Origin of the sequence: Vibrio sp. 10N.261.46.A3, from assembly GCF_041472995.1 — a bacterium.
GTDB classification, from domain to species: Bacteria; Pseudomonadota; Gammaproteobacteria; order Enterobacterales; family Vibrionaceae; genus Vibrio; species Vibrio coralliirubri.
On sequence record NZ_JBFRRH010000021.1, the window covers coordinates 120,976 to 147,477 of the forward strand.

General features: G+C 45.5%; 19 protein-coding genes. 8 read left to right on the forward strand and 11 right to left on the reverse strand.

Going from position 1 to position 26,502, the window contains the following annotated elements:
• Window positions 1-7: 7 nt before the first annotated feature.
• The 5 genes from AB4484_RS05480 to AB4484_RS05500 form a co-directional block, all read right to left on the reverse strand.
• Window positions 8-1,918 (reverse strand): LapD/MoxY N-terminal periplasmic domain-containing protein, encoded by a 1,911-nt coding sequence (locus AB4484_RS05480; RefSeq protein ID WP_048610189.1) that lies wholly within the window; start codon window positions 1,916-1,918, stop codon window positions 8-10.
• A gap of 5 nt (window positions 1,919-1,923) precedes the next feature.
• Window positions 1,924-2,592, reverse strand: coding sequence for a transglutaminase-like cysteine peptidase (locus AB4484_RS05485; protein ID WP_019823329.1), 669 nt, complete (start codon window positions 2,590-2,592; stop codon window positions 1,924-1,926).
• A 59-nt stretch (window positions 2,593-2,651) separates the two neighbouring features.
• Window positions 2,652-4,043 carry an HlyD family type I secretion periplasmic adaptor subunit gene (locus AB4484_RS05490; protein WP_048610191.1) on the reverse strand — a complete coding sequence of 464 codons (1,392 nt, stop codon included), beginning with the start codon at window positions 4,041-4,043 and terminating at the stop codon, window positions 2,652-2,654.
• 112 nt (window positions 4,044-4,155) lie between these two features.
• Window positions 4,156-5,442, reverse strand: coding sequence for a sigma-54-dependent transcriptional regulator (locus tag AB4484_RS05495; RefSeq protein WP_372076989.1), 1,287 nt, complete (start codon window positions 5,440-5,442; stop codon window positions 4,156-4,158).
• 84 nt (window positions 5,443-5,526) lie between these two features.
• Window positions 5,527-7,449 (reverse strand): ATP-binding protein, encoded by a 1,923-nt coding sequence (locus tag AB4484_RS05500; protein ID WP_372076832.1) that lies wholly within the window; start codon window positions 7,447-7,449, stop codon window positions 5,527-5,529.
• A gap of 167 nt (window positions 7,450-7,616) precedes the next feature.
• Here AB4484_RS05500 and pdxH point away from each other — a divergent pair, with 167 nt between their 5' ends.
• Window positions 7,617-8,252, forward strand: coding sequence for a pyridoxamine 5'-phosphate oxidase (pdxH, locus tag AB4484_RS05505; RefSeq protein ID WP_017061203.1), 636 nt, complete (start codon window positions 7,617-7,619; stop codon window positions 8,250-8,252).
• A gap of 101 nt (window positions 8,253-8,353) precedes the next feature.
• Here pdxH and AB4484_RS05510 read toward each other — a convergent pair whose 3' ends face one another.
• The 3 genes from AB4484_RS05510 to AB4484_RS05520 form a co-directional block, all read right to left on the reverse strand.
• The gene (locus tag AB4484_RS05510) at window positions 8,354-9,136 is read right to left on the reverse strand and encodes a PAS domain-containing protein (protein WP_372076834.1); all 783 of its coding nucleotides are present in this window, start codon (window positions 9,134-9,136) and stop codon (window positions 8,354-8,356) included.
• 364 nt (window positions 9,137-9,500) lie between these two features.
• Window positions 9,501-11,330, reverse strand: coding sequence for an SUMF1/EgtB/PvdO family nonheme iron enzyme (locus AB4484_RS05515; RefSeq protein ID WP_372076835.1), 1,830 nt, complete (start codon window positions 11,328-11,330; stop codon window positions 9,501-9,503).
• Between the two features lie 242 nt (window positions 11,331-11,572).
• Window positions 11,573-12,676 carry a PEGA domain-containing protein gene (locus AB4484_RS05520; protein ID WP_017065149.1) on the reverse strand — a complete coding sequence of 368 codons (1,104 nt, stop codon included), beginning with the start codon at window positions 12,674-12,676 and terminating at the stop codon, window positions 11,573-11,575.
• A gap of 483 nt (window positions 12,677-13,159) precedes the next feature.
• Here AB4484_RS05520 and AB4484_RS05525 point away from each other — a divergent pair, with 483 nt between their 5' ends.
• The 6 genes from AB4484_RS05525 (at window position 13,160) to AB4484_RS05550 (ending at window position 21,879) form a co-directional block, all read left to right on the forward strand.
• Window positions 13,160-13,984 carry an AraC family transcriptional regulator gene (locus tag AB4484_RS05525; protein WP_017061200.1) on the forward strand — a complete coding sequence of 275 codons (825 nt, stop codon included), beginning with the start codon at window positions 13,160-13,162 and terminating at the stop codon, window positions 13,982-13,984.
• Between the two features lie 181 nt (window positions 13,985-14,165).
• Window positions 14,166-17,303 (forward strand): bifunctional proline dehydrogenase/L-glutamate gamma-semialdehyde dehydrogenase PutA, encoded by a 3,138-nt coding sequence (gene putA / locus AB4484_RS05530; RefSeq protein ID WP_372076837.1) that lies wholly within the window; start codon window positions 14,166-14,168, stop codon window positions 17,301-17,303.
• An 11-nt stretch (window positions 17,304-17,314) separates the two neighbouring features.
• Window positions 17,315-18,019, forward strand: a complete 705-nt coding sequence (locus AB4484_RS05535) for a 1-pyrroline-5-carboxylate dehydrogenase (RefSeq protein ID WP_372076839.1) — start codon at window positions 17,315-17,317, stop codon at window positions 18,017-18,019.
• 148 nt (window positions 18,020-18,167) lie between these two features.
• Window positions 18,168-19,694: a sodium/proline symporter PutP gene (gene putP / locus AB4484_RS05540; protein WP_170930181.1), complete on the forward strand. Its 1,527-nt coding sequence runs from the start codon at window positions 18,168-18,170 to the stop codon at window positions 19,692-19,694.
• 264 nt (window positions 19,695-19,958) lie between these two features.
• Window positions 19,959-20,849 carry a helix-turn-helix domain-containing protein gene (locus AB4484_RS05545; RefSeq protein ID WP_372076840.1) on the forward strand — a complete coding sequence of 297 codons (891 nt, stop codon included), beginning with the start codon at window positions 19,959-19,961 and terminating at the stop codon, window positions 20,847-20,849.
• Window positions 20,850-20,970: 121 nt separating this feature from the next.
• Window positions 20,971-21,879 carry a hypothetical protein gene (locus tag AB4484_RS05550; RefSeq protein ID WP_372076842.1) on the forward strand — a complete coding sequence of 303 codons (909 nt, stop codon included), beginning with the start codon at window positions 20,971-20,973 and terminating at the stop codon, window positions 21,877-21,879.
• Between the two features lie 614 nt (window positions 21,880-22,493).
• Here AB4484_RS05550 and AB4484_RS05555 read toward each other — a convergent pair.
• On the reverse strand, window positions 22,494-22,664 hold the full coding sequence (locus AB4484_RS05555) for a hypothetical protein (protein WP_019823299.1): 171 nt from the start codon (window positions 22,662-22,664) through the stop codon (window positions 22,494-22,496).
• A gap of 278 nt (window positions 22,665-22,942) precedes the next feature.
• Between AB4484_RS05555 and AB4484_RS05560 the strand changes: the two genes are divergently transcribed.
• The gene (locus tag AB4484_RS05560) at window positions 22,943-23,431 is read left to right on the forward strand and encodes an Lrp/AsnC family transcriptional regulator (RefSeq protein WP_004732526.1); all 489 of its coding nucleotides are present in this window, start codon (window positions 22,943-22,945) and stop codon (window positions 23,429-23,431) included.
• 110 nt (window positions 23,432-23,541) lie between these two features.
• Here the strand turns inward: AB4484_RS05560 and AB4484_RS05565 are convergent, their stop codons facing one another.
• A complete protein-coding gene (locus AB4484_RS05565) occupies window positions 23,542-24,246 on the reverse strand; it encodes a hypothetical protein (protein WP_048610208.1) in 705 nt (234 codons plus the stop codon).
• A gap of 286 nt (window positions 24,247-24,532) precedes the next feature.
• Complete coding sequence (locus AB4484_RS05570; RefSeq protein ID WP_048610210.1) at window positions 24,533-26,383, reverse strand: ABC transporter ATP-binding protein; 1,851 nt, start codon at window positions 26,381-26,383, stop codon at window positions 24,533-24,535.
• Between the last annotated feature and the right edge of the window lie 119 nt (window positions 26,384-26,502).

Here is a 26,502-nt window from a genome sequence, read left to right on the forward strand (position 1 = left end):
CTTACAACTATTTATCAACAATGAAGCCTTGGAACACTTCTACGTAGTTATCAGACAGGATATCTAGCTGAGTCTGAGTTTCTATTCGAGACGCGATGGTGGTGACGCCTAGGTTGTGAGCGGTTCTAGAGATCGACGTTAAGGTGAACTTCTGTTTTTCGTCATCAAGGTTATGTGTGAACAGGTAATCTAGCTTCACATAGCTTGGACGGTATTCGTTGATGTAATCCAGTGATTGGAAGTTACGTCCGTAGTTATCGACACCAAACACCGCTTCAGCGTTGCGAATGGTGTTACATAATAGTGCCGTGTAGTGCGGAACGTTGATGAAGCAATTTTCTGGAATCTCAAAGTGCAACAGGTGGGCGATTGAAGCATTCTGTTCAAGCGTCTTACCGATCCAACGGATGAAGCTTGGTTGAGAAATACTGCTTGGTGAAATATTAATAGCGACAGGGCTGGTTACTTCTTTTGCATTGAGCTTTTCAATCATCTTCTCGATAACGTATTGGTCGAGAATGTGGCTCATTTCAAGCTGTTCTAGCGCGTATAAGTACTGGTTAGCACCGTAACGCACGCCATCTTTTTCAATCGCAGAGAATACTTCTTGGTGATACGTTTTACCAAAGGCATTGTTTGCAGCCTGCAGACGGAAGGTAATGAGGTCGTTGATGATCGCTTCTTCGACCAACATGCGCCATTGTTGTTTGCCCATCACAGCGCCGTGATCGTCTGCGGTTACGTAGCCGTAAGCAAGCTCTCGATTCGCCTTGGCACTTGAGAGTGCGTTATCCACCAGCGACATGATTTCAGTACTGGTTTTACGCTTGTTGCTGTATGTCACACCAAGAGCAATATGTGGGTTCGCAGTGCCTGTTGGGTCTGAACCTAGGCTCTGGATACAGTTTACGATGCTGCTCGCGACAAGTTTCAGTTCGCTCTCATCAATGTTTGGCATGATGAAACCGAACTCGTCACTAGAAATACGAGCGATGGTGATGTCTGGTGATGAGATTGAAGCTTGCAGCTGTTCAGCCAGTTGATGAACCAAGGCATCACCTTCTTGATAGCCCTTTTCATCGTACTCTTCACTAATAAATTCCGCTTTAAGTACCGCTAAACCACCTAAACTCGACTCTTCTAACCATTGAGTTAACTGAGACATGTAGTAAGCACGGTTACCTAGCTGAGATACAGGGTCGATATACGCTCTTTCACGTAACTTCTGAGCTTCTTTCGCTTGGTTTTTAAATGCCAGTTCAACTTGAGTCGACATGTGGTTGATACCATCGACAACCAAGGTCAGATCTTTTGTCTTTGGACGAGCCAGTGGTTCGCCAAACTGATTCTTAGCGATCTGATCCATCTTCGTAATGATCAACGACAGCGGGCGTAAAGCACGCTTAAGGATCCAAGAGATAGACACTAAACCGAGCAAGAAGATCGTGCCAAAGATGCTCAGTAAGCGGATGAATGCTTGCCAAAGTTGATCGTAGGCAGGGCCTGGATGACTTACGATCTCGACTTCTGCCAATTGCATCCAGCCACTTGTGATTACGCGACGGTCATGAACTGGTTCGAACAGGTTTAGGTTGGTAAACCACTCTGGTACGCCAGTTGGCTTTACAGGGTATGAGCGGAGAATGTCTTCACCGCTGTCGAGAAATATCAATCGAACGACGGAATAAGAACTGCCATCAAACAGGGCGTTGATAACAGACTCCACTGCCACCTTGTCCTTTTCTTCTAGGTAAGGGGCGAGAGCCAGTCCAACAGTATTAATGGTATTACTTACCTCAGAGCGTTGCTGCTCCTCTAAGTATCCACGGGTGGTATTGAATTCGATCATAAAAACTGACGTCATCAGCAGTATGAACACTGCAACCATCCCGACCACAAGCTGTTTATATAAAGTCATTGTACCTACTCATCGTAATTGATAATGGGTTTGTTTAATTTTAGAGAGCGCTCACGTGAACGTAAGTCGTTCCATAAGCTCAATCTTGAAGATTTCCCTGCCAACTTGCCGCTGCCTGCTGCCGACTTAATCAACCAAAGGTTTTTACCGTTGAAACTGTAAATTGGTCGTAGATCTGGGCGTTTGGAACCACGTTTAATTTCAGGGTTTAAGTTGTCCAAAATTAGTGGCTCTGCACTCGGTGTTGAGTAGTAAGCTAACACCATGTGGAACTGGTTTAGTTCCAGTGCTTTTACGTACACTAATCGTAATTTCTTATCTGGGACGCCCAGTTCAAGCAAAGAGAAATATTTTGCGATAGTGAAGTCTTCACAATCACCGGCGTTGCTGCCTAAAAATTCCAGTGGTGTTGCCCAGTAGTCATTCTTTCCCCACAGTATGTTGTCATCGACAAAGTACATCTGGTTGAAGAACTGGTTCACCGACCTGAGCTTCTCTTTTTCACTTAATCCGTCGTATGACGTCATATTTGAACGCCACGTTGCCACTCGCTTTCCGGCTCTATCGCCGTAGGTTTTGGTCACCGCATCTATCCACCGTTGGTCGCTCTTGTTGAGCGCCACAGAGGTAAAAGAGGTGAGGACCAGCAGCAATAGCGAAATCCGAGACTTCATAGCCTCTGCTCTTGTTTATTTGCTGTGTATTGAAAGGCGTTATCAAACATCAAACGTCCTTACTCTTTTAGTGCATTGTTTTGAGCGCTTAATAGTGGCTTCAACATGTACTCAAGCACGGTTCTTTTACCCGTGATGATATCGACAGAGGCAGTCATACCTGGAATGATTGGCAACTCTTCGTTCTGTCCAAAATTGTGTTTTTCGGTGCGCACGCGCACGATGTAGAAGCTATTGCCTTCTTCATCTTGAGTGGTATCGGCACTGATGTGCTCTAGCACGCCTTCTAGACCACCGTATTTAGTGAAGTCATAGGCACTGAATTTAACGATGGCAGTCAATTCTGGGCGTAGGAACGCGATATCTTGCGGGGCGATTTTCGCTTCAACCAATAGCGAGTCTTCTGTCGGTACAATCTCAACGATGTCCATACCCGGTTGGATAACCCCGCCGACAGTATTAATACCCAATGTTTTAACGGTGCCAGTTACCGGAGAAACCACCACGGTACGGTTTACTCGGTCTTCAAGGCCAACAGCCGATTCGGTCATTGCAGAGAGCTTATCTTGCGCTTGATTGAGTTTTTCTTGTTGTTCGGAGCGGAAGTTCAGTGCGGCATCAATACGGCTGAGCATCGCTTCTTTGATGGCTGAACGTAGAAGAGGGATTTTTAGCTCGCTTGAGGTCATTTCTCGGCGAGTGTCGTTCACTTGTCTTTGCAGTTTAAGTAATTCAATTCGTGGTACCACCCCTTCATCGGCAAGCGGCTTGGTGATATCCAGTTCTTGGCGGGCGAATCGGTAACTCTGTCTTAAGTTATCGACACGCGCTTTAATTTCGATAAGGTCTTGTTGTTTTTGTTCAACTTGTTGATCGAAAACGGAAAGTTGGTTTTTTAGGTTATTGAGATCTTGACGATATTCTGCTTTTTGGCGATTAACCAGTTGAGGTTGCAGTTCGTAGAACTTAGGTGGGAAGGCGAGCTTGCCGTAATCAAGCAACACACTTTTTTTCCACTCTTCTACAGAAAACTCTTCGTCGATAACAACACTGGTTAATGAGGCTGAAAGCATCAATACATTGGCGGTTAAATTGGCAACTTGTTGTTCACGTTCGCGGAAGTCTGAGCGGAAGCGAGTGTCATCGATCAATAGTAGTTGTTGACCTTTTTGAACGCTTTGGCCTTCTCTAACTAAGATCTCTTTAACCAAGCCACCCTCAAGGTTTTGCACCACTTGGATCTGAGAGGAAGGGATGACTTTGCCTTGGCCAACGGTAACTTTGTCGATCTCTGCCCAGGCAGACCACCCAATAGCAGCAATAAAAAACAGAACGATCACCCACAACATAATACGCGCACTGGTGGGTGTATTGAGGAGCAGTGCCGCTGTTTTATCATCGACATACTCAAGCTCGGTCTCGTTCAATTTGCTGAAATTTTTCTGACTCATAACAGTCCTTGTTCGCTAAATAAAAGTGCAAGCCTATTGAGTGTATTCTTACTTCTGATAAATGTTAAGATTTTGTTCCTTTAAATCTTTGAATTTATATATTTTTTAAGACCTATCGGTTCTTGAAATCCGTTTTATCGAGTTGGTGCTTTCTTAGTTTGTCATACAGTGTTTTTCGCGATACCTGCAGCTCTTGTTGTACCTCTTTTAAACGGCCCTGGTGGCGATGTAGCGCCTCAATCAAGATAATTTGTTCAAAGCTATCGGTGCGTTGGTTTAACGACCGTTGTTGCTCTTCAATGCTCATATCGAGTTCATTTTGCTCATTAGTATCGCTGTCGAGCGACGGCTGCTTAATTTGAGTCAGCACTCTGAGTTCGGCATGTTGGCGAAGCTGACGAATGTTCTCCGTCCAATGCGTTGCAATGAGTCGCTGAATCTCTTTTTCTGTAATGGCGGGTGGCGGCAACTGATAGCGACTGGCTGCACCGCGAGCAAAGTGTTTAAACAAAGAGCCAATATCTTCCGTTCTTTGCGCCAAGGGTAGTAAATTAAATCGGCGCAGTTCACCTGTAATTGTAGTAGGAACTACTGTAGTTGCGATAATGATACAAGTTGCATTGGTCTTGCATGAGTTTTCACGAAGTAGGGTGGGTTTTAAGTTCGCTAACCACTGCCATTGATCTTGAGTTAATGCTTCTGTTTCATGGATATAGAGTGTTCCACCCTGATGCTTCAAGAACAGTTGCAAAATAAACTGATGGAATGTCGCTTCGTCACTGCGTGGCAAATTAAATGCTGCGACAGGGCAAAGCTCTGCGGTTTGATGACTGTGTAAATCATGGGTGTATTGTGCAGTGACCCTTTTCCCCGTCCCTAAATCACCAACAAACAATAGAAGTGGGTTGGTTTTGGTATCTAGGGTGATCAATTCTCGGCGCAATGCCTGCATCGATGGAGATTGACCAATCAGTTTTGGGCCAACCTGATTTTGCATTGCCAACTCTTTGCGCAATAGGTTGTTCTCTTCAACCAGTGCTAGTTTATCTGCGGCTTTTTTAACGGCAGTGAGTAGGGCATCGACCACAAATGGCTTTTCCAGAAAATCGTAAGCGCCGGCTTTCATTGCGGATACCGCGGTTTGCACATCACCATGCCCGGTAAGCACGATGACCTGAAAATGAGGGTTTTGGCTCAGTAATTTTTGCGTTAATTGAATGCCATCCATTACCGGCATGTGAATATCGGTGATGACAATTCCGGCTTGCGTGGTATCTATTTTCTTTAATGCCTCAATAGCATTGGGAAAGCAGACGATATCGATGCCTTCAATGAGCATGGCTTGTTCTACGGAGTCTCGAATGGCGGGTTCATCGTCGACAAAATAGAGTTTAGGCATAGAGTGCAAAAGTCGAGTCCTTAGCTGTAGGTGAAATTAGCAGTATGTGGAATTCGTTTTCTAATCAGCGATAACAACGGCGTGTTAGCCTTTATCGTTATATAACGGGATGCTTAGCGAGAATACCATGCCTGAAGGCTCTAACCGGTTCGCGCTGATCGTGCCGTGATACGCTTCAATAATCCGTTTCGATATTGAAAGCCCTAGCCCTAAGCCTTCCGGTTTGGTGGTAAAAAACGGGTCGAACAGCTGTTCTAGTTTGTCATCCTGCATGCCAATTCCGTTATCCCAAATGATCAGCTGACAAGCGTCATGATGCAGTTGCCATTCGATGCCTATCTGTGGGCTAGCCTGTTGGTCAACGCTTTCCAGGTTTTGTTGCTCCTGCAAGATTTTCTGTTCAAGAACTTGTTGTTGCAGCGCTTGAGTCGCGTTGTGAATCAGATTCACCAGTACTTGCTCGAGTTCGGTTGGATGAATCGCAATATTGATGTCACCTGGCACCGTGCTTAGCCTTAGCGTAATGCCTTGCTTGATCATCAGCGCACTGAGAATACTGGTCGCGTTGTTGACCGCTTGGTGCAGGTTCGCCACATGATGCTCTTGTTTAGTGACCTTGCGAGTAAAGACTTTGAGTCGCGCGATGATGTCGGTGATGGTGTTGTTGAGGACAATCATTTTCTCAAGATTGCTCTTCACTAAATCGGTTCGTTCCATTTCAAGCAGCTTTAAGCTGTTTTCACTGTAGGTTCGCAATGCTGCAAGTGGTTGGTTGATTTCGTGGTTAATGCTGGCTGACAGCTCGCCGAGTACCGCTAATTTCGCGGTTTGTGTCAGCTCTTGTTCTGTCTGCTTCAATTTGGACTGCGACTCTTGGTATTGAAAAAGGGTTTGTTGCAGCTGTTGATTGGATTGCTTCAAGTAGTGGGTACGTTTATCAACGGTTTGCTCTAGGTTTTGGTTGAGCTGGGTCAACGCCACTTTCGCGAGATAAGTCTGGCGCCACGACCAAGCGATGAGCACCACCAAGCTGTAAATCACCACGAAGATGACATCGATCTGCAAGATTTTAATCAGCTCAGCTCTGGTCTCTTTTAGTGCGACAACTTGGTACTGGTTGTTGCTGACCGTTGCAGGGTAAAGATTAAAAGCACCAAGCTTGAATAATTGGTTGGCGGTGAGCTCTTTTCGGATTTCATTGGATTGAAGGTTGCTAGATTGATTGGCGTTGCTCGCTTCTGACTGAGAGCTTGAAGAGCGAAAGGCTTCGATGATCGAAATTTCGCTTTGACCGTATTGGCGTTGAAGTGCGATATCCGTTTGTTGTTGCTGCGTTAATGGCAACAATGAATGATAAAGCCATGGAGCTTGGCTTGATAGAAAGACCACTTGGTTAGAGTCGAGTACTACGATCTCAAAGTCGTCGCTGGTCAGAATGTTTTCGAGGTTCTCTAAACTCACTTTTACCGTGATAACGCCTACAATTTCCTTGTCGATATACAGAGGTGAAGATAGAAAATAACCTCGTACGTTCGAGCGAGCGCCTAGCGCAACATATTGTGTGTTGTTACCTTGAATGGCAGAAGCAAAGTAGGGACGAAACGAGAAGTTCTCACCGACAAAGGTACGAGGCTTTTGGTAATTACTGGAAGCGACCACAGTACCGCTCGGGTCGTGAATATAGATGGTGTCGGCTTGGCTTTGATTCGACCATTCAAACAGCAATTGATTGAGCTGCGCAGCGGAAATCTTGTCTGCGCGTTGTGATGAGTCAAAATAAGAGAGCAAGCGCGGGTCATGGCTGAGCAAATCTGGGATTTGTTTGAATTTATCCAGTTCAGAATCGATTTGTAGATTGGCTTTATTCGCCGCTTCATCGAGTTGCTGAGTGACGATTTTTTCTTGGAATTGCACTGCCATAAAGTGGGTTGCAGTCAGCCCTGCTGCTCCCAATAACAATGAGAATAAAACAAAGGGCGTCATTAGGTTAGGCAGTATTTTGGTCACTCGGATCTCTGCTTGTCATCGGTTTGTATAAAGATTATCAATATGATGGAGAGAGTACCGAGATCTTGTTAACACAGAGCACCTTCTGTGAGACAAAACCATGGCTTAGACTTGTGTTTCAAAGGATTACGGCGCAAAATTACAAAAAAATTAAAAGGAGCAACCAAATGGAACTGACAGATATTCGTCGCGAATACGCTAAGGGTGGATTGAGACGTAAAGACTTGGCCGCAGACCCGATTGAGCAATTCAATCTATGGCTAGAGCAAGCCATTGAAGCGAAGTTGACGGACCCTACTGCCATGACAGTTGCTACGGTTGATGAAAATGGTCAGCCATTCCAACGCATTGTTCTGCTGAAGAATGTTGATAAAGACGGGTTCGTTTTTTACACCAACTTAGGTAGCCGTAAAGCGCACCAGCTTGAGCATAACAGCAAAATCAGTTTGCACTTCCCTTGGCATCCACTTGAGCGACAAGTTCATATTACGGGCACGGCTGAAAAGCTGACCGCTATGGAAAATATGAAATACTTCTCGTCACGTCCAAAAGAGAGCCAATTGGCCGCGATTGCAAGTAAGCAGAGTAGCCGCATCTCAGCTCGTGGGATTTTAGAAGGTAAGTATCTAGAGCTTAAACAGAAGTTTGCCAAAGGCGAGATTCCCGTGCCTTCTTTCTGGGGTGGTTTCCGAGTTCGTGTGGATAGCATTGAGTTTTGGCAGGGTGGTGAACACCGCTTGCACGATCGTTTTTTGTTTTCTCGCCAAGACAACAGTTGGGATATTGATCGCCTAGCACCTTAGGCTGCTTGATCGCTTAGCTGCTTAACAAATCCAAAAATGCCGTTGATTAGACTTATCAAATCAACGGCATTTTTTGTCTGCATTTTCAGTTGAACAGTCAATCAGTCACTGTGCAGAACAACGGAGATCTGTTTTTTGAGCAGAGTTTCTGGGATCACTGAGCCTAATCCTGAATCCAACGCATACTCAATCAATTGGCTTTTACTGCGTGCATCAAACTTCTGTTTCAATCTGGCGACATGACCTTCGACTGTTTTGATTGAAATGTTTAACGTCGACGCGATGTACTGTGGTTTCTTGCCGAAAAGCAGTAAGAACAGCACCTCTGATTCTCTCGAAGTCAGCCGCTTTTGCAGCTTAGACACGCGCGGCTCTGACCCCGCAAGCGATGCCTGATCGCCTTTTGTCCCTGTGGCCTGACAAACCCAATGACCAACCTCTAAGATCGCGGTATCGGTAAGCTCTTGGCCATAGAAGATGGTGCCTTGGACTTTGTCGTCATCATCAAGCCAAGGGGTTTTGGTAAAGATATGGGCGTGCCAGCGTCCGTCTGGATAAGGGTGAATATCGAGGATCTTAAGGGTACTGCGTGTATCCATCACATGTTTGTCTTGAGCCCTGAAATCTTGTGCGCACTCCGTGGTTTGACTGGGCATGTCGAAGTCGGTCAAGCCAGTGCAAGTCTCATTGGGTTTTAAGCCAATCAATTGGTTGTAAGCAAGGTTGGCGTACACGAAGACCGAGTCAGTATCTTTGCAGCCCCAGCAGCCTGGAAGTTGTTCGAATAAAGAACGATGTATGGAGTTGAGTGGATCTGGCAAGGTTTTATCTCGTAAGCTGAGGTATGGCAATGATATCAGTTTCTTATAGCGCTGCAATGGCAATTAGAGTACGAAAAATAAGGGGTGACTGACAGTTAAACGGACTGCTGTTTAACTGTGTCAGTCACGGAGAATCGATGGGCATAAAGGGTGATAATCAGGCAAAAAAAAGCCAGCCTGAAGAGGGGCTGGCTAAAGACAAGATATGCCTTGTCGACATGTAGAAGATTTTCAGTCTAATTTACGAGGGTCAGGTAAATTAAACTGAGGCATCAATTTGATACCCAGAGTGACTTACTACTCTATCGACGAATCTACTCCTAGGAGTGCTTATGCATAAGGGGGGAATTCCCCTATAAATGCTGCTCAATGTGATAATTGAGAACCTAGAGTAAATATTTGGGATTCTGAGCCTGTGATTGAGAGCCTACAGCTCTCGTACTACTCGGAATCCTAGATAGTTCGCTGCCGTTGAAGGCGGTACGTACAGTTCGTTAAACACCTTTGCCTCTTCAGGAGAGAAGCTCCACGCGCCACCTTTCGCTAGGCCTTTCTGAACGGTTGTCCATTCCCATACATTACCCACCATGTCGTAGAAGCCTGTTGGCGTTGGTAGGAATGACTTAACTGGAGATGTGCTAACGTTTGACCAAGGTGTACCCGCCCAGCCTGTGTTAGCTTTGCCTGAACGGAATTCATTGCCCCACCAAAAGTTGGTGTCTTGGCCAGCTCTTGCTGCAGCTTCCCACTCTTGTGGTGTTGGCAAGCGGTAAGTGAAGCCAGTGTTTTTAGATAACCAACGTGTATACGCTTTGGCATCGTTTTGGCTAACACAAACTACTGGTGAGTTATCAGCTTGCTTAAAGCCTGGGTTCTGCCAGTCTTTGTCTGAAACGGTTGTGATCTCTGCATTGACGAACGTATCGCAGGTGTTCATCAGCTCAGCGTCTGTCTGATAGCCTGTACTTTTTACGAATGCTTTGAAGTCTTGAACACGGGTTGGTGTTGCTGCTAATGCAAACGGATGTTTGATCGTCACTTGTTGTGCGTTATTTTCACCCAGTAGGTAGCGACCCGAGCCGACAACAATCATTTCAGGGCTCTGAATGTCGTTACCCATTGGATCGGCAAACTTGGTGCCGACATTTAATGAATTCTGTTTCGCTTGCAATACGGCTCGTAGGTTGTGATCGCGGGCTATCTTCAATTCTTGGTGGAAAGAAAGGTAGCCTTCTTTTTCGATCGTGACCATGTGTTGGCCTGTCGGTAACATCACTTCAACCGGTGTGCTGCCATAGTTCACGCCGTTGATAGAAACATTGTCGTTGTATTGATTTGAACGCACCACCAAGTTAACCCAAGCGACTTCTTTTTGCTGGTCGTTGGCTTGTTGCTCGCTTTGCGCGAAACAGTTTGATGACTGAATACCAAGTAGGCGACAAGGAGTGTTCTTATCTGGGCGAGTTTCTAGGTTCGCCGCAATCACCGCTCGGTAACGGTTATCTTCAGAGAAGCCAGAGGATTTCACTTTGTGTTGCAGAACGTGAATGTTCAGCGAAGCAGACGCAAGGTGCTCTTTCACTGTTTTCGATTCAGTCGCGTTGTCCACTAGGCTATGCTGGAACTGTTTTACCGCTTTTTGAAGTGCCAATGTCACCGTTTGGTCTGAACATTGCGCCAGTGTCATATCGCTGCTGCAACGGTTGGTAAAGCTAACGGTTTGCTCTTCCGTCTGAGTGATCTCGTTTCTTAGTCGCTCAGCTCTTGCTCTTAGCTTGTCTTGGTTCAGGTTTGCGATTGAAGCTTCTGCCGCGGCTTTCTCAGCTTGAATAGCCTCAAGCTCCATCACCAAGCCTTGCTGCTTTTGCTCTGAGTCTGAAATCGCAAGTTTGCCTTCTTTTACGGTTTTCCAAGCGTCTTGGAAGCGGTTTTGAGCCTGCGAGATATCGAAATCGGGCTCATCAATCATGCGCGTGTAATCTTGCTCTAGGCTGGCTTTTGCCTTTGCGAGTGTTTGCTCTGCTTGAGCCGATAACTCAGCTAGACGTGCCGTTTGCTGCGCCTGATTGTCGACTTCGTTTTGTTTGTCGGCCAATTTTTTCTCAACAGCCGTTAAGTCGGTATGCTTTTCGAAAAGTGAGCTTTCAATGTCGGTGACAGATGACGCGATCGCTGGTGGTGTTGCCTCAGCAAAAACAGCTGGCGTCATTAAGCAGGGAGCAAGTGCAAATAATAGAGTAGGAAGACCTTGGCGCATGATGGGCTACTTCAATCGTAATTAGGTTAATCGAATATTCTAAACGAGAACGCCATTTCGTCTGCAGCTATTGTTTATAACGATAAAACAAGGTTATAACGACCATACAAGTTTGTAACGATCATACAGTTTATAACTATCAACAAAATGGCGAGTGTTCATTCAGCTTTGTGAAATAGGCACGGCTATCTGATATAGAGCTAAGCGTTTTGAATTGGCTCAGCTCTATGTAGAAAGGGTGTTTAGCTTTCTTTGCTAGGAAGAAGCTTAACCCAAATCGTGTCGCTGCCGTTGATGGTAACTGTGCGGTTATAAGACTCGTAACCTTGTTTTGAAATGGTTACTTGGTGACGACCACTTGGTAGCGCAACCTCAAGAGGGGTGCTGCCATACTTAATGCCGTTGATGGTTACTGAGTCGTTGTACTGATCAGAACGTACCGTCACGTTAGCCCACTGTTTGTCACTCTTCTTAACGACTGCTGCGTCACTGCCTGTTAAACAGTAGCGAGTCGAAACATTCAATAGGTTACACGCTGCAACTGCTTCAGGTTTTGCTTGAAGTTGAGCTTGCATCTGCATGAAGTAAGAGTTGTTACCAGAGAAGCCGCTCTTGATCGCTTGGCTGTCTTGAACATGGATATTCAGCTGAACACCTTGTAAGTTTTGCTTCGCAAGTGTGCTTTCTGTGAGCTGCTCAAGTAATTGACTCTTGAACGTTTGCACAGCTTTTTGATTGGTCAGGTGTTTACCCTGTGCAGTACACTCACCCAGTGTCATTGTTGATGAACATGTGGTGGTGTAGCTGGTTTCAAGAACCGCACTTTCACGCAGTTCTGTTGCGATACGTTTTACGCGAGCTTCAACTTTTGACTCTCTCAAGTTTGCCAGCTCATTATTCAGTCGAGCTTGCTTTTGCTTGATTTGAGAAAGGTGAATTTCGCTCTCGTTGATCGCTTGTTCGTTATCTAGTTGAGATGATTGGTTCTCTTTAACCGCAGCCCAAGCGTCTTGGTAACTTTTCTGGAAAGAGACTAAATCCGTTTCTGGATCTTCAAGCAAGCGACTGTACTGTTTGTCGAGTACAGACTTGGCTCTGTTACGTTTTGCCTTAAGTTCTTCACCTTCGCGCAACAACTTGCTGTTCTTGTTTTGAAGTTGTTTTAGGTTTTCAGTCGCCGATACTTTGGTTGCTGAAATACGCTCAATATCTGAGTTTTTCTCTGTTAGCTTTGCATCGATAGCTGAAACGGGATCGACTTGATTCAGTTCTTCAGCGGATACCGATGCAGATACCCAAAGTGGGGATAGCGCAAGTAAAAGCGCTGAAATTCGAAAGTTAGTCATAGGTCCCTGCAACTTGTAGATTGAAAATTGGCTCGTTAATAAAGTGTCTACTTCCTAGTTGTGAGTCACTAGTTATTAGCAATTAACACAGTACCCGTCTTTATACCGTTTTATTGCTATCCAATCTACTCAAAAGCCAAGTTTCGGTACTTCGGATACACTTTTTACAGGTTTAGAGCCAATTATTTGAGCTATATAAGAAAATTTATTCATTATGTTGGCGTGAAGAAGCATTTATTGACCACGCGGTTTTTCGTGCTTGTGTGATTGCTGGTGAAGTCCCTAAACTCGCCGGAACGATTGGTTTTACAATGCCCGTAGTTTGTACACTCTTGATCATCTTTCCGGAGACATGATCAAGACGATCGCGGTAATGATCTTCTGTTTAAGGCGAGGAAATGACTCTCATGATCATTTACAAATTCATCTTATGCAGATTTCAGAGTATTATTCTTACTATGTCGATCTGAGTATTTTGCTGTCATGCCAAAACCTTTACCCTTTCCAAACCTAGACTTGTCCCCGCTAGGCCTTACTGGCCCTCGCCCTGCGGAGATCATTACTTTGCCTTCGCATATGGATTGTCACGATCACCACTATTCGCAGGTCGTGATTGGTTTAAATGGTCAGGCGGAATTTGAAGTTTGCGGTAAAGGTAACCTTATCGGGCCGGGTCAAGGTTGTGTGGTAACAGCGAGCTCTGATCATGCTTTCGGTGGGGTGGTCGGTCAGTCGGATATCCTAGTGCTCAACATGCCAGTGCCAACCGATGATGACCCTCTGATGTTAGAGAAGATTAACCAGTTAGAATCATCGAACGTCTACTTTCAATTAGACGCGCAAATTCAAAAGCTTATCCATATGTTGGTGCAAGAAATGCAGGCGAGCCCGGATGATCTATTGTTAAGCCGTGCCTGTAATGACACGGTGATCGCTCTGATGCAAAGGCACATCTCGGCATTTGAAACCTCAATTAAAGACTCGCGTTTTGATCTTGAAGCACTGGATCGCTACATCGAACAACACCTCGCGAATAAGATCTCTGTCGCTCAGCTTGCGGGCAGCGTATTCTTGGGCGAAAGCCAGTTCCATATGCTGTTCAAAGAGCAAATGGGCATTACCCCTCACCAATATGTTCTTGGTAAGCGTATCGACCGTTCTCGCCGTTTAATTGAACAAGGTAATCTTAGCCTTGGCCAGGTCGCTGAGCTGGCGGGTTTCTCCGGTCAATCCTCTTTTACTCACACCTTTTCACGCCTTCAAGGCATGTCTCCATCCCAATACAAAAAGAAAATTTCTGTTAAATAGTGAAACAAAACGGCATATTATTTTAAAGTTTCATATGTGACGTTGTGTTTGTTTTGTTAATAAAGCGAGTTTTTAGCAAAAAACTCGGAGTTTTTGACAAGTAATCCTTATATACTCTAAATACACTGCAGCCATTGTAGAGATCCCGGGCTAATTCCGGGTGTGAGATTAAGGAAAACGCATGTTTACAGCTACTGATGTGTTAAAGCCAGAATTCAATGAGCAGTCGCTTACTGATCTATGGTCGCTTATCTCACCATTATATATGGTGGATGAAACCCAATGGCTAGAGCAACTTCTGCCGCTAGCTACCCCTTCTGAGTCAGAAAAGCAGCAAATTTCAGAGAAAACGACCTCATTGATCGAAGCTATCCGTGCGGATAAGACTTCTATCCAGATGATCGATGCACTGTTGCTTGAATACAGCTTAGATACTCAAGAGGGCATCTTGCTGATGTGTCTGGCGGAAGCCTTGATGCGTATTCCTGATTCAGCAACGGCTGATGCATTGATTCGCGACAAACTCAGCGTTGCGGATTGGAAATCTCACCTAAAGAATTCTGATTCAGTGTTTGTGAATGCATCCACTTGGGGATTAATGCTAACGGGTAAGGTAGTTGGGCTTTCATCTAAAGAGCAGAGTGCAGGTCAAGCGGTTAACCGCTTAGTGAACAAGCTTTCTGAGCCGGTAATTCGTAAAGCGATGCACCAAGCAATGAAGGTCATGGGTCACCAATTCGTTCTTGGCCGCAGCATTGCTGAAGCGCAAAAGAACGGTAAGTCTATGCGTGATAAAGGTTTTACCTACTCATACGACATGCTAGGTGAAGCGGCACTGACCACTGCTGATGCAAACAAATACTTCAAAGATTACTTAATGGCGATCGAAGCCGTAGGTCGAGATACGTATGTCTCTTCAAAATCGAGCCCAGCACCATCGGTATCTATCAAGCTTTCTGCGCTTCACCCACGTTATGAAGTGGCGAACGAAGACCGCGTATTGACGGAACTTTGCGATACGTTAGAACAGCTATTGCGCCGCGCAGTAGAGCTTGATGTTGCAATTACGATTGATGCTGAAGAAGCGGATCGCCTAGAGCTTTCTCTTAAATTATTCGAAAAACTGTACCGCACTGACCTAGTAAAAGGTTGGGGGAAATTTGGTCTGGTTATTCAAGCTTACTCAAAACGTGCACTTCCTGTTCTGGTTTGGCTAAACCGCCTAGCGAAAGAGCAGGGTGATTTAATCCCGCTTCGCTTGGTGAAAGGCGCGTACTGGGACAGCGAAATCAAATGGTCGCAACAAGCGGGCTTTACTGATTACCCAGTTTACACACGTAAAGAAGCGACAGACCTAGCTTACCTTGCGTGTGCACGTTACCTGTTGAGCCCAAGTGTTCGTGGCAATATCTTCCCGCAGTTTGCGAGCCACAATGCTCACACCGTTTCTGCTATTGCAGTAATGACCGAACATAAAGACTTTGAATTCCAACGCTTACACGGCATGGGTGATTCTCTTTACAACCATGCGATGGAAGCTTACCAACAGTCGGTACGTATCTACGCACCAGTTGGCAGCCATAAAGACTTACTGCCATACCTAGTACGTCGCTTGCTAGAAAACGGCGCAAACAGCTCGTTTGTACACCGTCTAGTTGATGCACGTTGTCCAGTGGCAGAGCTGACTCAACACCCTGTCGATATGCTTCTGGCATTCGATACATTGAACAACACTAAGATTCCTCTGCCTCCAGCGGTATTCCCTGAGCGTAAGAACTCATACGGTGTGAACATTGATATCGAAAGCGAAGCGCATCAGTTTGAAGAGCAAGTAAAAGGCTTCTTAAACAATCAATGGACTGCTGGCCCTGTGATCAACGGTGAATCTCTTGCCGAAAGCATGATCAAGGCTGATCAGAACGTTGAACAAGTGACTGCACCTTATGATCGTCGTATTCATGTGGGTCAGGTGGCTTTTGCTAACCTTGATCATGTTTCCGTAGCGATCACTGGCGCAGATGCTGCATTCGCTGATTGGAACGCAACTTCGGTTGAAACCAAAGCGGCGGCGCTTGATAAGTTAGCTGACTTGATGGAAGACAACCTAGCTGAGCTGGTGGCCATTTGTCATCAAGAAGCGGGTAAGACGATTCACGATAGTGTTGATGAAGTACGTGAAGCAGTCGACTTCTGTCGTTACTACGCTAAACAAGCGGACAACCTACAAGGTTTCGAACTAAAAGGTTTTGATGGCCAAACACGAATCGCTTCTCGACAAGGTCGTGGCGTGTTCGTTTGTATCAGCCCTTGGAACTTCCCATTAGCCATCTTCCTTGGCCAAATTACAGCAGCTTTGGTTGCAGGTAACACGGTTGTGGCTAAGCCTGCCGAGCAAACAAGCTTAATTGCAGCTCGCGCAGTCGAACTGATGAATGAAGCGGGTTTCCCTGCTGGCACGATTCAGTTACTACCGGGTCGTGGCGCTGAGATCGGCAGTGCGCTAACCAGTCATGATGCGATTGCGGGCGTTGCCTTTACGGGTTCAACACCAACAGCACAACGTATCAACGTGTCATTGGCGAGTCGTAACGCTAAGCCTGTTCCGTTTATCGCGGAAACCGGTGGTCAGAATGCGATGATCGTCGACAGTACTGCACTGCCTGAACAGGTAGTCCGTGATGTTATTCGTTCGGCATTCGCTTCTGCAGGTCAACGTTGTTCTGCACTGCGTGTGCTTTACATCCAAGAAGACATCGCAGACCGTGTGATTGCATTGATTCACGGTGCAATGGACGAGCTGAGTGTTGGCATTCCACATCTTCATAAAACCGATGTCGGCCCTGTTATCGACCAAAACGCGAAACAGAAGCTAATGGCACACTTAGAAAACATGACCAATACCCAGAAGAAGGTGGCTCAACTTTCTCTAGGTACGGATTGTGAACATGGTGACTTTGTTCCACCAAGTGCGTTTGAAATCGATGACATCAGTTGCTTGAAAGAAGAACAGTTTGGCCCTGTGCTGCACATCGTTCGCTTCAAAGCGAGTGAGTTGACACAAGTAGTAGACCAAATTAACCAAACCGGTTTTGGCCTAACTATGGGTATCCACAGCCGTAACGAAACAACTTACCGTTGGATCGAGAAACACATTCGTGTGGGTAACTGCTACATCAACCGTGACCAAGTGGGCGCTGTTGTTGGTGTTCAACCATTCGGCGGTCAAGGTTTGTCGGGTACTGGCCCTAAAGCGGGTGGTCCTCACTACCTATACCGCTTTACTGATGTTCATTTTTCTCAATCACAAGACAAGGCATAAGGAGCAGTATCATGGTTCATCAAGTGACAGGTTTTTCTGATGCTTTGTTAGCGTGGGAACAATGGAATCTTACCGACTTTGATCATAAGAGTGCTCAGGTACTTTCATTTAAATCAGAGATCGAAAGCCAATCTGCGCCTTTGGCTGCAGTGGCGACTTATCACCTAGAGCAAGCGTCTGCGCTGCTTTCTGAGCATCATCTAATGGCGGGTCCTACGGGCGAAACCAACGAGTTGTATGCCGCTGGCCGCGGTGTGGCTTTGGTGATTGTTGATGATTGCGAAGAGAAGCTGCCGGCACTGCAAACCGCAACAGCAATGATTACTGCAGCATTATTGGCAGGAAACAGCGTTCAATTCTGCAGTGATGACGTGCAGTTCAACACCTTAATTGCTGATGCTGCAAAACAAGCGAATCTACCAACTAACTTAGTACAGGTTTCATCGTACGACGCTGCTCAACAGCTGCTGTCTTGCGATGTACGAAGTGCAGGTTATGTGGGTAATTCACAAACGGCACAAGCTATCAATTTACAGCTTGCTAAGCGTGACGGTGCAATCGTCGGTTTAGTGGCTGAAACGGATCTGGCGACAATGAATGTTGCTAATGATCCACACCTATCGCTGCGCTTCATTACCGAGCGTACGCGAACTATAAATATAACAGCCGTGGGCGGTAACGCGACCTTGCTCGAACTTGGAAGCGAAGCTCACTAACCTTCAGTAAAATTGGCTCTAAGCACTTTTGGTTTCTCCATTGTTGGTTTTTTCCATTTTTGGATTTAACCCATCGTGCTTTAGAGCCTGAATACCTAACTCAATGCATTTGCTTGCCTTACGGTGAGTGCCTTGCATTGAATTAGGCATGGAAGGCTTTCTACAAAATGAGGACTATCAAATGATAGAAAACAGTTTTGCAATAACGACGACGTTCATTGCGTATCTAATTATGATGCTAGCGATCGGTGTTATTGCTTACAAACGTACATCTAACTCAACTGACTACTTCCTAGGTGGTCGTTCGTTAGGCCCATGGCCTGCTGCACTTTCTGCTGGTGCATCAGACATGAGTGGTTGGTTGCTACTTGGCCTGCCTGGTTACGCTTACGCTGCTGGCTTTGAGGCATTCTGGCTTGCTGGTGGCCTACTGGTTGGTACTTGGGCAAACTGGTTAATCAGTGCTAAACGCCTACGTACTTACAGTATTACAACTGAATCACTGACGCTGCCTGAGTTCCTATCTCGTCGCTTCAACGATAACTCTAAGCTGATCCAAACAATTTCTGCTTTCTTTATCCTTTTATTCTTCCTTTTCTACACAAGCTCAGGCTTGGTAGCAGGTGGTAAATTGTTTGAAACGGTATTCGGCCTAGATTATACAACGGCGGTAATTATCGGTACCGTATGTGTGGTTTCGTACACCCTGTTTGGTGGTTTCCTAGCGGTATCTTGGACTGACTTGGTTCAAGGCCTACTAATGTCTGCTGCGCTATTGATTGTACCAATCGCAGCAATGAACGGCGGCCTTGGCCAGTTATCTACTGACCTTCATAACATCAACCCAGAGCTACTCACGCTATGGAATGATGCGAAAGGTGAGCCTCTTTCTGCTATCGCGATCATCTCGCTAGCAGCATGGGGTCTAGGTTACTTCGGTCAGCCACACATCCTTGCTCGTTTTAAAGCAACGCGTAGCAATAAAGACCTAACAACCGCGCGTCGTATCGCCGTGGTATGGACTGCACTGTCTATGATTGGTGCAATGCTGGTTGGTCTGGTTGGTCTTATCTACGTGACGAACTCTGGCGCGCCTAAGCTAGACGATGGCGAGAAGATCTTCATGCTTCTTGTGAACGCGATGTTCCACCCAGTAATTGCAGGTATTCTACTGGCGGCAATCCTAGCGGCAATCATGAGTACTGCGGATTCACAACTTCTTGTTTCTTCATCTGCAATGGCAGAAGATTTGTATAAGCAAGTTTTGAAGAAAGACGCTACGTCAGAAGAGATTGTTCGTGTAGGCCGTTTCGCGGTTATCCTAATCTCTCTGATTGCACTTGTACTAGCGATGACGCCAGACAGTTCAGTACTTGGCCTTGTGTCTTACGCATGGGCTGGTTTTGGTGCTGCATTCGGCCCAGCTATCGTATTGAGCCTGTACTGGTCTCGTATGAACCGTAACGGCGCTCTAGCGGGTATCGTGGTTGGTGGTGTGACGATTGTACTTTGGAAACAGTTCACGGGCGGTTGGTTCGATGTGTACGAAATCGTACCGGGAATCATCCTATCGACTCTTTCTATCGTTATCGTGAGTCTAATTACGGGCGAGCCTGAAGACGAAGTTAAGAAGCAACACGCTGAGTTCGAGAAGAACCTCGTTGAACTAGACTAATTTACATTGTAAAACAGATGTGAATTAGCAAAGAACATGAGCTAAAAATAATAGAGTCACTTCGGTGGCTCTATTTTTTTGCCTATATCTAAATGCTTTGACGTTTTGACCTTTTGTTGCGCCTGGCAAGTTGAGTGTATTGAGCATGTTTACCTTGTTGGTGACGCTGGCTAAGTCATACTTCTAGGCTCAGAGCATTTCCGTTCCCATTGCGATACATTACTCTTGCTAAGAGCCGTTGAGTAAATGAATAGGAAGTTAATAGTGCCTCAAGTAATCCCGAATATTGGCTTTAACCATGAGAAAACGGCGCAAGCTGAGCTGGAGTTGGTGCCCTTGTCTCGGCTCTATTCCGAGAGCAATATTAACCACGATCCTCAATTGCCACATCGTGTCAGCTTCTTCCTGATTCTGTTTATCGAGCAAGGCTCAGGTACGCACATGGTCGATTTTGAGGACTACTCTTTTAACCAAGGGAGCGTGTTGTTCATTCAAAGAGAGCAGGTGCACGCCTTTGATTTTAGTAACAAGCCACAAGGCACTGCGGTTTTGTTTACTCAAGCGTTCTTAGACAGCGTTCACGCTAATATGAAGTTGCCGAACTACACACCTACTCATTTGAACAAGGCGCACTCGGCACTGTTGTCACTAGACGAGTCCCACCAAGAGCGGACGCAAAGTATTATTCAGCAAATTATGACGGAACTGGATCAGCCAGAATCCGATCCCTTGATTGTGATGTATCTGTTCTCAGCACTAGCCCTGATTCTTCATCGCCTGCGACCAGAAGTGAAGCAAGACGCTTTGAGCTTGCAGCAGAACATTAAGTTTGCCCGCTACTTTGAGCTTCTTCAAAACAACTACCTGCGCGTGCGTGATGCAAACTGGTACGCCAATCAAATTAACACCACCTACAAGACGTTGAACCAAGTGTGCAAAGTCGCAACGGGGTTAACTGCCAAGCAGATCATCGATTCTTTTACCGTTTTAGAAATGAAGCGTCAGCTGGTGGTAACCAATATTACGTCTCAGAAAATGGCATCGGATTTTGGGTTTGAAGACGCCAGTAATTTCGTTAAGTACTTTAAGAATCATACTCAAATGACGCCGGGTGAGTTTCAAAAGAAGTATTCCAAGCCTTCACTCTCTGAATAGTTAGCAGGTCGACACGAATCATCTAAGGTTCGATATCTACCATTTTTCTGCCTAAATCCACTCTGCCGTGAGCCTCTTTCGTTGACTAATATAGTTTCCAAGCCAACGAGAGGACTCAATAATGAAAACAATAGCCAACGTATTCCCAACAGCAACATTCAAAGCAGCTGAATCTAAAGCGACGAAACTCAAATCAACACTACTGACGGCAAGCGTACTCGCAGCCTCTATGATTACCGGCACGGTTGCAGCACAAGAGCTGTCTATTCAAGAAAAAGCGGTAGCGGTCATTTCGAGCATTGAAACGGGCGACGCAAAAGCGGTGAGCTACATTAACCCTGAAAAGTACATTCAACATAACCTAGCGGTAGGTGATGGCTTAGCGGGCTTTGGTGAAGTATTACAAATGCTTCCAGAAGGTTCAGCGAAAGCACAAGTGAAGCGCTCATTTCAAGACGGTGATTTCGTAGTAACACACACTGAATACAACTTCTTTGGCCCTAAAGCCGGCTTTGACGTGTTCCGTTTTGAAGAGGGACAGATAGTTGAGCATTGGGACAACCTGCAAGAAATTGCCAAGCCAAACGCAAGTGGACGAACTCAATTAGATGGTGCGACTAAAGTCGTAGACCTAGAGAAAACGGATCAAAATAAACAGCTTGTCGATGGCTTCGTTAAAGACATCCTGATCAGCGGTGATATGGCGAAGATTAATAACTATATCGATAATGAAGACAGTGCTTACTTACAGCACAACCCAGGTGTAGCCGATGGCCTAAGCGGTTTGGGCGAAGCTTTGGGGGCGTTAGCGGAAGCGGGCATGCCAATGGTTTATACCGCTAACCACAAGATTTTGGGCCAAGGTAACTTTGTGTTGTCGATCAGTGAAGGCCAGTTCATGAATAACCACGTCGCTTTTTATGATCTGTTCCGTGTTGATAACGGCAAGATCGTTGAGCACTGGGATACCATCGAAACCATTCCAGCGCGTTCAGAGTGGAAAAATGAAAATGGTAAATTTGGCTTCTAAATTGGAGTCATATTGAATCTAAAATGATTTTACAAATCGGCACTTTCATAATGGGAGTGCCGTTTTTTTGTTGGTGTATTTGATGGAAGATCGCGTTGAGGAGACGGTTTGAAGGGGGTTTACAATGTAAATTGAAAGCGTAGGATCTGGCTCGATAAATGAAAGATCAATCATATTAATGGCGTTGGACGTCAAAAAATGAAACAGAAAAATGGCGATTTTTTGAACTTAGCGCTCACTTTTGTGATTAGCTCGGTGAATTGTTGAACTGAATTGGACATGATGTGTCAATTGTCAGTAACCACTAAAGACCTATAGGACAAAGGTATGCCTGATCTCTATTGCAAAGGATGTAAAAAAACAACACTACATAAGTCTATAATGAAACGTTGTGAGTCAGAGCCCGAGACAACTTCTGGCCGTATGATGCAATGGACATCAAAGCTATTTAGTGGAAATCTGTATTACGATATGGAAACTCAGCACTTCTGCCGCACGTGTAACTGCCGTTGCGAAACAGGAAGTACTGTGCCCCAAGTTGGTTTAGCTTAACTTACAGTAAGCGCTCACTAACTTAGATCAAAAAACCTCCGTTTTAGGAGGTTTTTGCGTTTCTATGCGGCTTTGAGTGCTAGCTCAGCATCAATGGCGTCGCCATCAATCTTCACATCCCAACCGTAGTTTGAGTACTCATTTGCTAGTGCCTGAGCAACATCTTTTGATACCGTTACGTGTGTCCATGAACCAATACCGTAAGGTTTATATGCGAGTTCTTGCGTTTTCATAATAGAGTCATCCTTTCTCTTTGATAATTCTATTATTCACTTTGGCCTATATGCTTTCTTTCGTTTCCGGCTCAACTTATTTGTTAATCGGGTCATTTCTATAATAATTTGTTAATAACCAGAGTTTGATTTATAAGGGTTGTTATCTATCCGTATGCATTTATATTTGGTGTGAATGTCATCTGTACATTTAGTTTTTAAATGTGTGAGCGAGGTTTTCTTCGATTGCTCTTGGTATGGAATATACTGAGCGGAATTTAGAATGTTTAAGGAATGTTATGTCTCAGCATCAGCTCGATCGTATCGATAAAGAGATACTAAGAATTCTGCATATGAAAGGGCGTTTACCTGTGGTTGAACTGGCAAAACAGGTCAACCTTACGACGTCACCTTGCTCTGATAGACTCAAGCGATTGGAGAAAGAGGGCTACATCACGGGCTATCATGCTGAGCTTTGTTCAGAAAAGCTGGGACTCGATGTTCAAGTCTTTATCCATATTCGTCTCGATCAGACTAGCTTTTCGATCTTCGACAAATTTGCCCAAGCGGTAGAGATGATGCCTGAGGTGGAAGAGTGCTACTCACTGTCGGGTGACTTTGACACCATGATCAAGGTTCGAGTGAAAGACATGAAGGCGTATCAAGCGTTTATGGCAACGAAGTTGGGTACTCTACCTGGTGTGATTCAGACACGCAGTGAAGTGGTGATTGAAGAGCACAAAAAGGGCTTTGGTGTGAACCCTGAGTTGTTGGCAACTCTAAAATAGTGGCCTGCTTTCGCCTTACCAAGGTGATTTGGATATAAAAAATGGAAGCTAATAAGCTTCCATTTTTTGTTGAGCGTCAGATAAAGAGCAATCCGATAAACGTGTTCGGCTTACAGCGTAATGGCCGCAGAGATTAAGCCAATCACACCACCGAAGACACCGCCCCAAACCACAAGCCAGCCAAGATGTTTCTTGATCATGGTCTGAACCATCTCTTTAACCAGCTTAGGTGTTAGTTCATTCAAGCGCTGATCGATGATCGCCTCAATGTTCTCTTTAATTTCATCCATCATCGCAGGCGATTCTAGCTCGTCTTTGATGGCATTTTTTACAGAGTCACTCTTGCTGATTTCAATCACTGATTCTTGCATCTTCTCAACAAACGGCGCTTTCATTGGCTCTAGCGCTTCTGTGCCACCAAACATTGCCAACATACCGCCAAACTGAGAGTTCTCGATAACATGCACCAGTGAGTCGAATGCAGGGTTAAAGTCGATCTTCTGAATCACAGGCTCTAGATTGAGCGACTTTCCTGTCATCTCGCTGCTTAGGAAGCGATCGATGTTATTTTCTGTAAAGAATTGCTCCATCATCAGTTGCTTGATGGCTGCCTTGAACTCTTCAAAGCGCGCTGGAATAACGCCAGAACCGTATAGGCCGGGTACTTTCTCGAACAACATGTGAATCGCAAGCCAGTTGGTGATGGCACCAGAAAAGGCGAATAGGCCTGCGTAAAGCAAGTATTGGTTTGCTGTCGCATAGCCGCCAGCAAGCAGTGCTAACGCAATAACGTTAGTTAAGACACTTTTGTTCATGGTTGATCTCTAGAAAGAATATTGCGCGCATTTTAAGAAAAAAACGCCAAGAAAAAAACAAAAGGATCGATGAAGTTTATTGGACAGGTAGCAAAGAGCAACAAATAGCAGGCATAAAAAAGGCTAGCCTCCCCCCGAAGTCTAGCCTTATTCCAGAACGCGCAAGCGAGGCGTCTTTGGTGTTAATGTCATTATATAATTACGACATAACATTCTGCCACGTGTAATTTACCGCTAATAAACAAATTGGTGTGAATCACGCCGCACTTTTAAAATAGCACAAAAATTAAGCGCTCGTGGCTTGCTCAAGATCATCGGCAATGAAGCCACCGGTCTGGTGATTCCATAGCTGCGCATAAATACCATTCTGGTTAATCAGCTCTTGGTGCGTGCCTTCTTCTACGATATTGCCGGCATCAAGCACGATCAGGCGATCCATCGCTGCAATGGTCGACAGGCGGTGTGCAATCGCAATAACCGTTTTGCCTTCCATTAGCTCAATCAAGCTCTCTTGAATCGCGGCTTCTACCTCAGAATCGAGTGCAGAAGTTGCTTCATCGAGAACAAGTAAGGGAGCATTTTTCAAAAGAACACGCGAGATAGCCACACGTTGACGCTGACCACCCGAAAGCTTAACGCCACGTTCACCCACTTGAGCATCGTAACCAACGTTGCCAAACGGGTCGGTTAGCGTTTCGATAAACTCATGCGCGTGCGCTTGTTTGGTTGCGGCGTATACTTCTTCGTCTGATGCCTCTGGTCGACCGTAAAGAATGTTGTCTTTGATCGAACGGTGCAGCAGTGAGGTATCTTGGGTCACCATGCCGATGTTGCTACGCAGAGAATCTTGAGTAACGCTCGAGATCTCTTGGTCATCAATCAGGATGCGACCACTTTCTACATCGTGGAAACGCAGCAGTAAGTTAACTAGGGTCGACTTACCTGCACCCGAACGGCCAACCAAGCCCACTTTTTCACCCGGTTTGATGTTGAGGTTTAGGTTGTTGATCACCCCCTTATTCTCACCGTAGTTAAAGCTCACGTTATCGAAGTTGATACCGCCTTGTGGAACGTCCAGAGGCTTCGCGTCTTTCTTGTCTTCGATAGCGATAGGTTTAGATAGGGTTTTAATGCCATCAATCACGGTACCTAGGTTTTCAAACAGACCACCGATTTCCCACATGATCCATTTCGACATGCCGTTAATACGCAGAGCCAAGCTGACCGCAATCGCAATCGCACCCACGGTGATCGCGTTGTCTAACCATAGGTAGATAGAGATACCCGCAATGCTGAATACCAATAGATAGTTAGCGAATTCAACGCAGATGTTGAAGCCAGTAACCAAGCGCATTTGGCGATGAACCGTATCTAAAAAGCCTTCCATGCCTTCTTCGGCGTATTCTGTTTCTCTTTTGCTGTGTGAGAATAGTTTTACCGTTGCGATGTTGGTGTAGCTATCAACAATACGACCCGTCATCAATGAACGAGCATCCGCTTGTTCGGAAGACACGTCTTTTAGCTTTGGCACGAAGTGCAGTTGAATGCCGATGTAAACGAATAGCCAAATCAGCATCGGAGCCATCAAGCGCCAATCTGATTCAGCAAGCATGAACAGCATCGCCGTGAAATAAACCGTTACGTAGACAAACACATCGACCATTTTGGTCACGGTTTCACGCACCGCGAGCGAGGTTTGCATCACTTTGGTCGCGACACGTCCGGCGAAGTCATCTTGATAAAAGGACAGGCTTTGCTTCAAAAGGTAGCGGTGCGCTAACCAACGAATCGACATTGGGTAGTTGCCCAGCAAAGTTTGGTGAAGCAATAGCGAGTAAACACTGATCAAGATTGGCATCACAACCAACAGCAGAATACCGAGCCCCATCAATGTTGATTCGTTGTCTGCTAAGAAAGTGTCTGGGTTGCTTGTTGATAGCCAGTCGACCAACTGCCCCATGTAACCGAACAGCGCGACTTCGATTATCGCGATGGTCATGCTCATCAACCCGAGTAAGATCAACGGTTTTTCGAAACCTCGAGTGTAATGGCGGCAGAATGCCAGTATGCCAGTAGGAGGTTGTATCGGCTCTCCCTTTGGAAAGGCTTCAGTAAAGCCTTCAAATTTCTTGTACATAGATTTCCCTTTATAAACTAGTGCATCTATAAGCGACTGCATCGTTGGTGCAGCTTTGTTTTTATGGTCTTGATTTGAAATTTAACTGTCTTAGTTTGAAATTATATAAGCGCCCATGG

Bases quoted from the DNA above. Each gene is read 5' to 3' on its own strand.
- AB4484_RS05555 (WP_019823299.1), bottom strand. From the start codon at position 22,664: ATGAAAACGCAAGAACTCGCATATAAACCTTACGGTATTGGTTCATGG.
- AB4484_RS05490 (WP_048610191.1), bottom strand. From the start codon at position 4,043: ATGAGTCAGAAAAATTTCAGCAAATTGAACGAGACCGAGCTTGAGTAT.
- putA (WP_372076837.1), top strand. From the start codon at position 14,166: ATGTTTACAGCTACTGATGTGTTAAAGCCAGAATTCAATGAGCAGTCG.
- AB4484_RS05515 (WP_372076835.1), bottom strand. From the start codon at position 11,330: ATGCGCCAAGGTCTTCCTACTCTATTATTTGCACTTGCTCCCTGCTTA.
- AB4484_RS05520 (WP_017065149.1), bottom strand. From the start codon at position 12,676: ATGACTAACTTTCGAATTTCAGCGCTTTTACTTGCGCTATCCCCACTT.
- AB4484_RS05480 (WP_048610189.1), bottom strand. From the start codon at position 1,918: ATGACTTTATATAAACAGCTTGTGGTCGGGATGGTTGCAGTGTTCATA.
- AB4484_RS05560 (WP_004732526.1), top strand. From the start codon at position 22,943: ATGTCTCAGCATCAGCTCGATCGTATCGATAAAGAGATACTAAGAATT.
- AB4484_RS05570 (WP_048610210.1), bottom strand. From the start codon at position 26,383: ATGTACAAGAAATTTGAAGGCTTTACTGAAGCCTTTCCAAAGGGAGAG.
- AB4484_RS05485 (WP_019823329.1), bottom strand. From the start codon at position 2,592: ATGAAGTCTCGGATTTCGCTATTGCTGCTGGTCCTCACCTCTTTTACC.
- pdxH (WP_017061203.1), top strand. From the start codon at position 7,617: ATGGAACTGACAGATATTCGTCGCGAATACGCTAAGGGTGGATTGAGA.
- AB4484_RS05495 (WP_372076989.1), bottom strand. From the start codon at position 5,442: ATGCCTAAACTCTATTTTGTCGACGATGAACCCGCCATTCGAGACTCC.
- putP (WP_170930181.1), top strand. From the start codon at position 18,168: ATGGAAGGCTTTCTACAAAATGAGGACTATCAAATGATAGAAAACAGT.
- AB4484_RS05535 (WP_372076839.1), top strand. From the start codon at position 17,315: ATGGTTCATCAAGTGACAGGTTTTTCTGATGCTTTGTTAGCGTGGGAA.
- AB4484_RS05550 (WP_372076842.1), top strand. From the start codon at position 20,971: ATGAAAACAATAGCCAACGTATTCCCAACAGCAACATTCAAAGCAGCT.
- AB4484_RS05565 (WP_048610208.1), bottom strand. From the start codon at position 24,246: ATGAACAAAAGTGTCTTAACTAACGTTATTGCGTTAGCACTGCTTGCT.
- AB4484_RS05525 (WP_017061200.1), top strand. From the start codon at position 13,160: ATGCCAAAACCTTTACCCTTTCCAAACCTAGACTTGTCCCCGCTAGGC.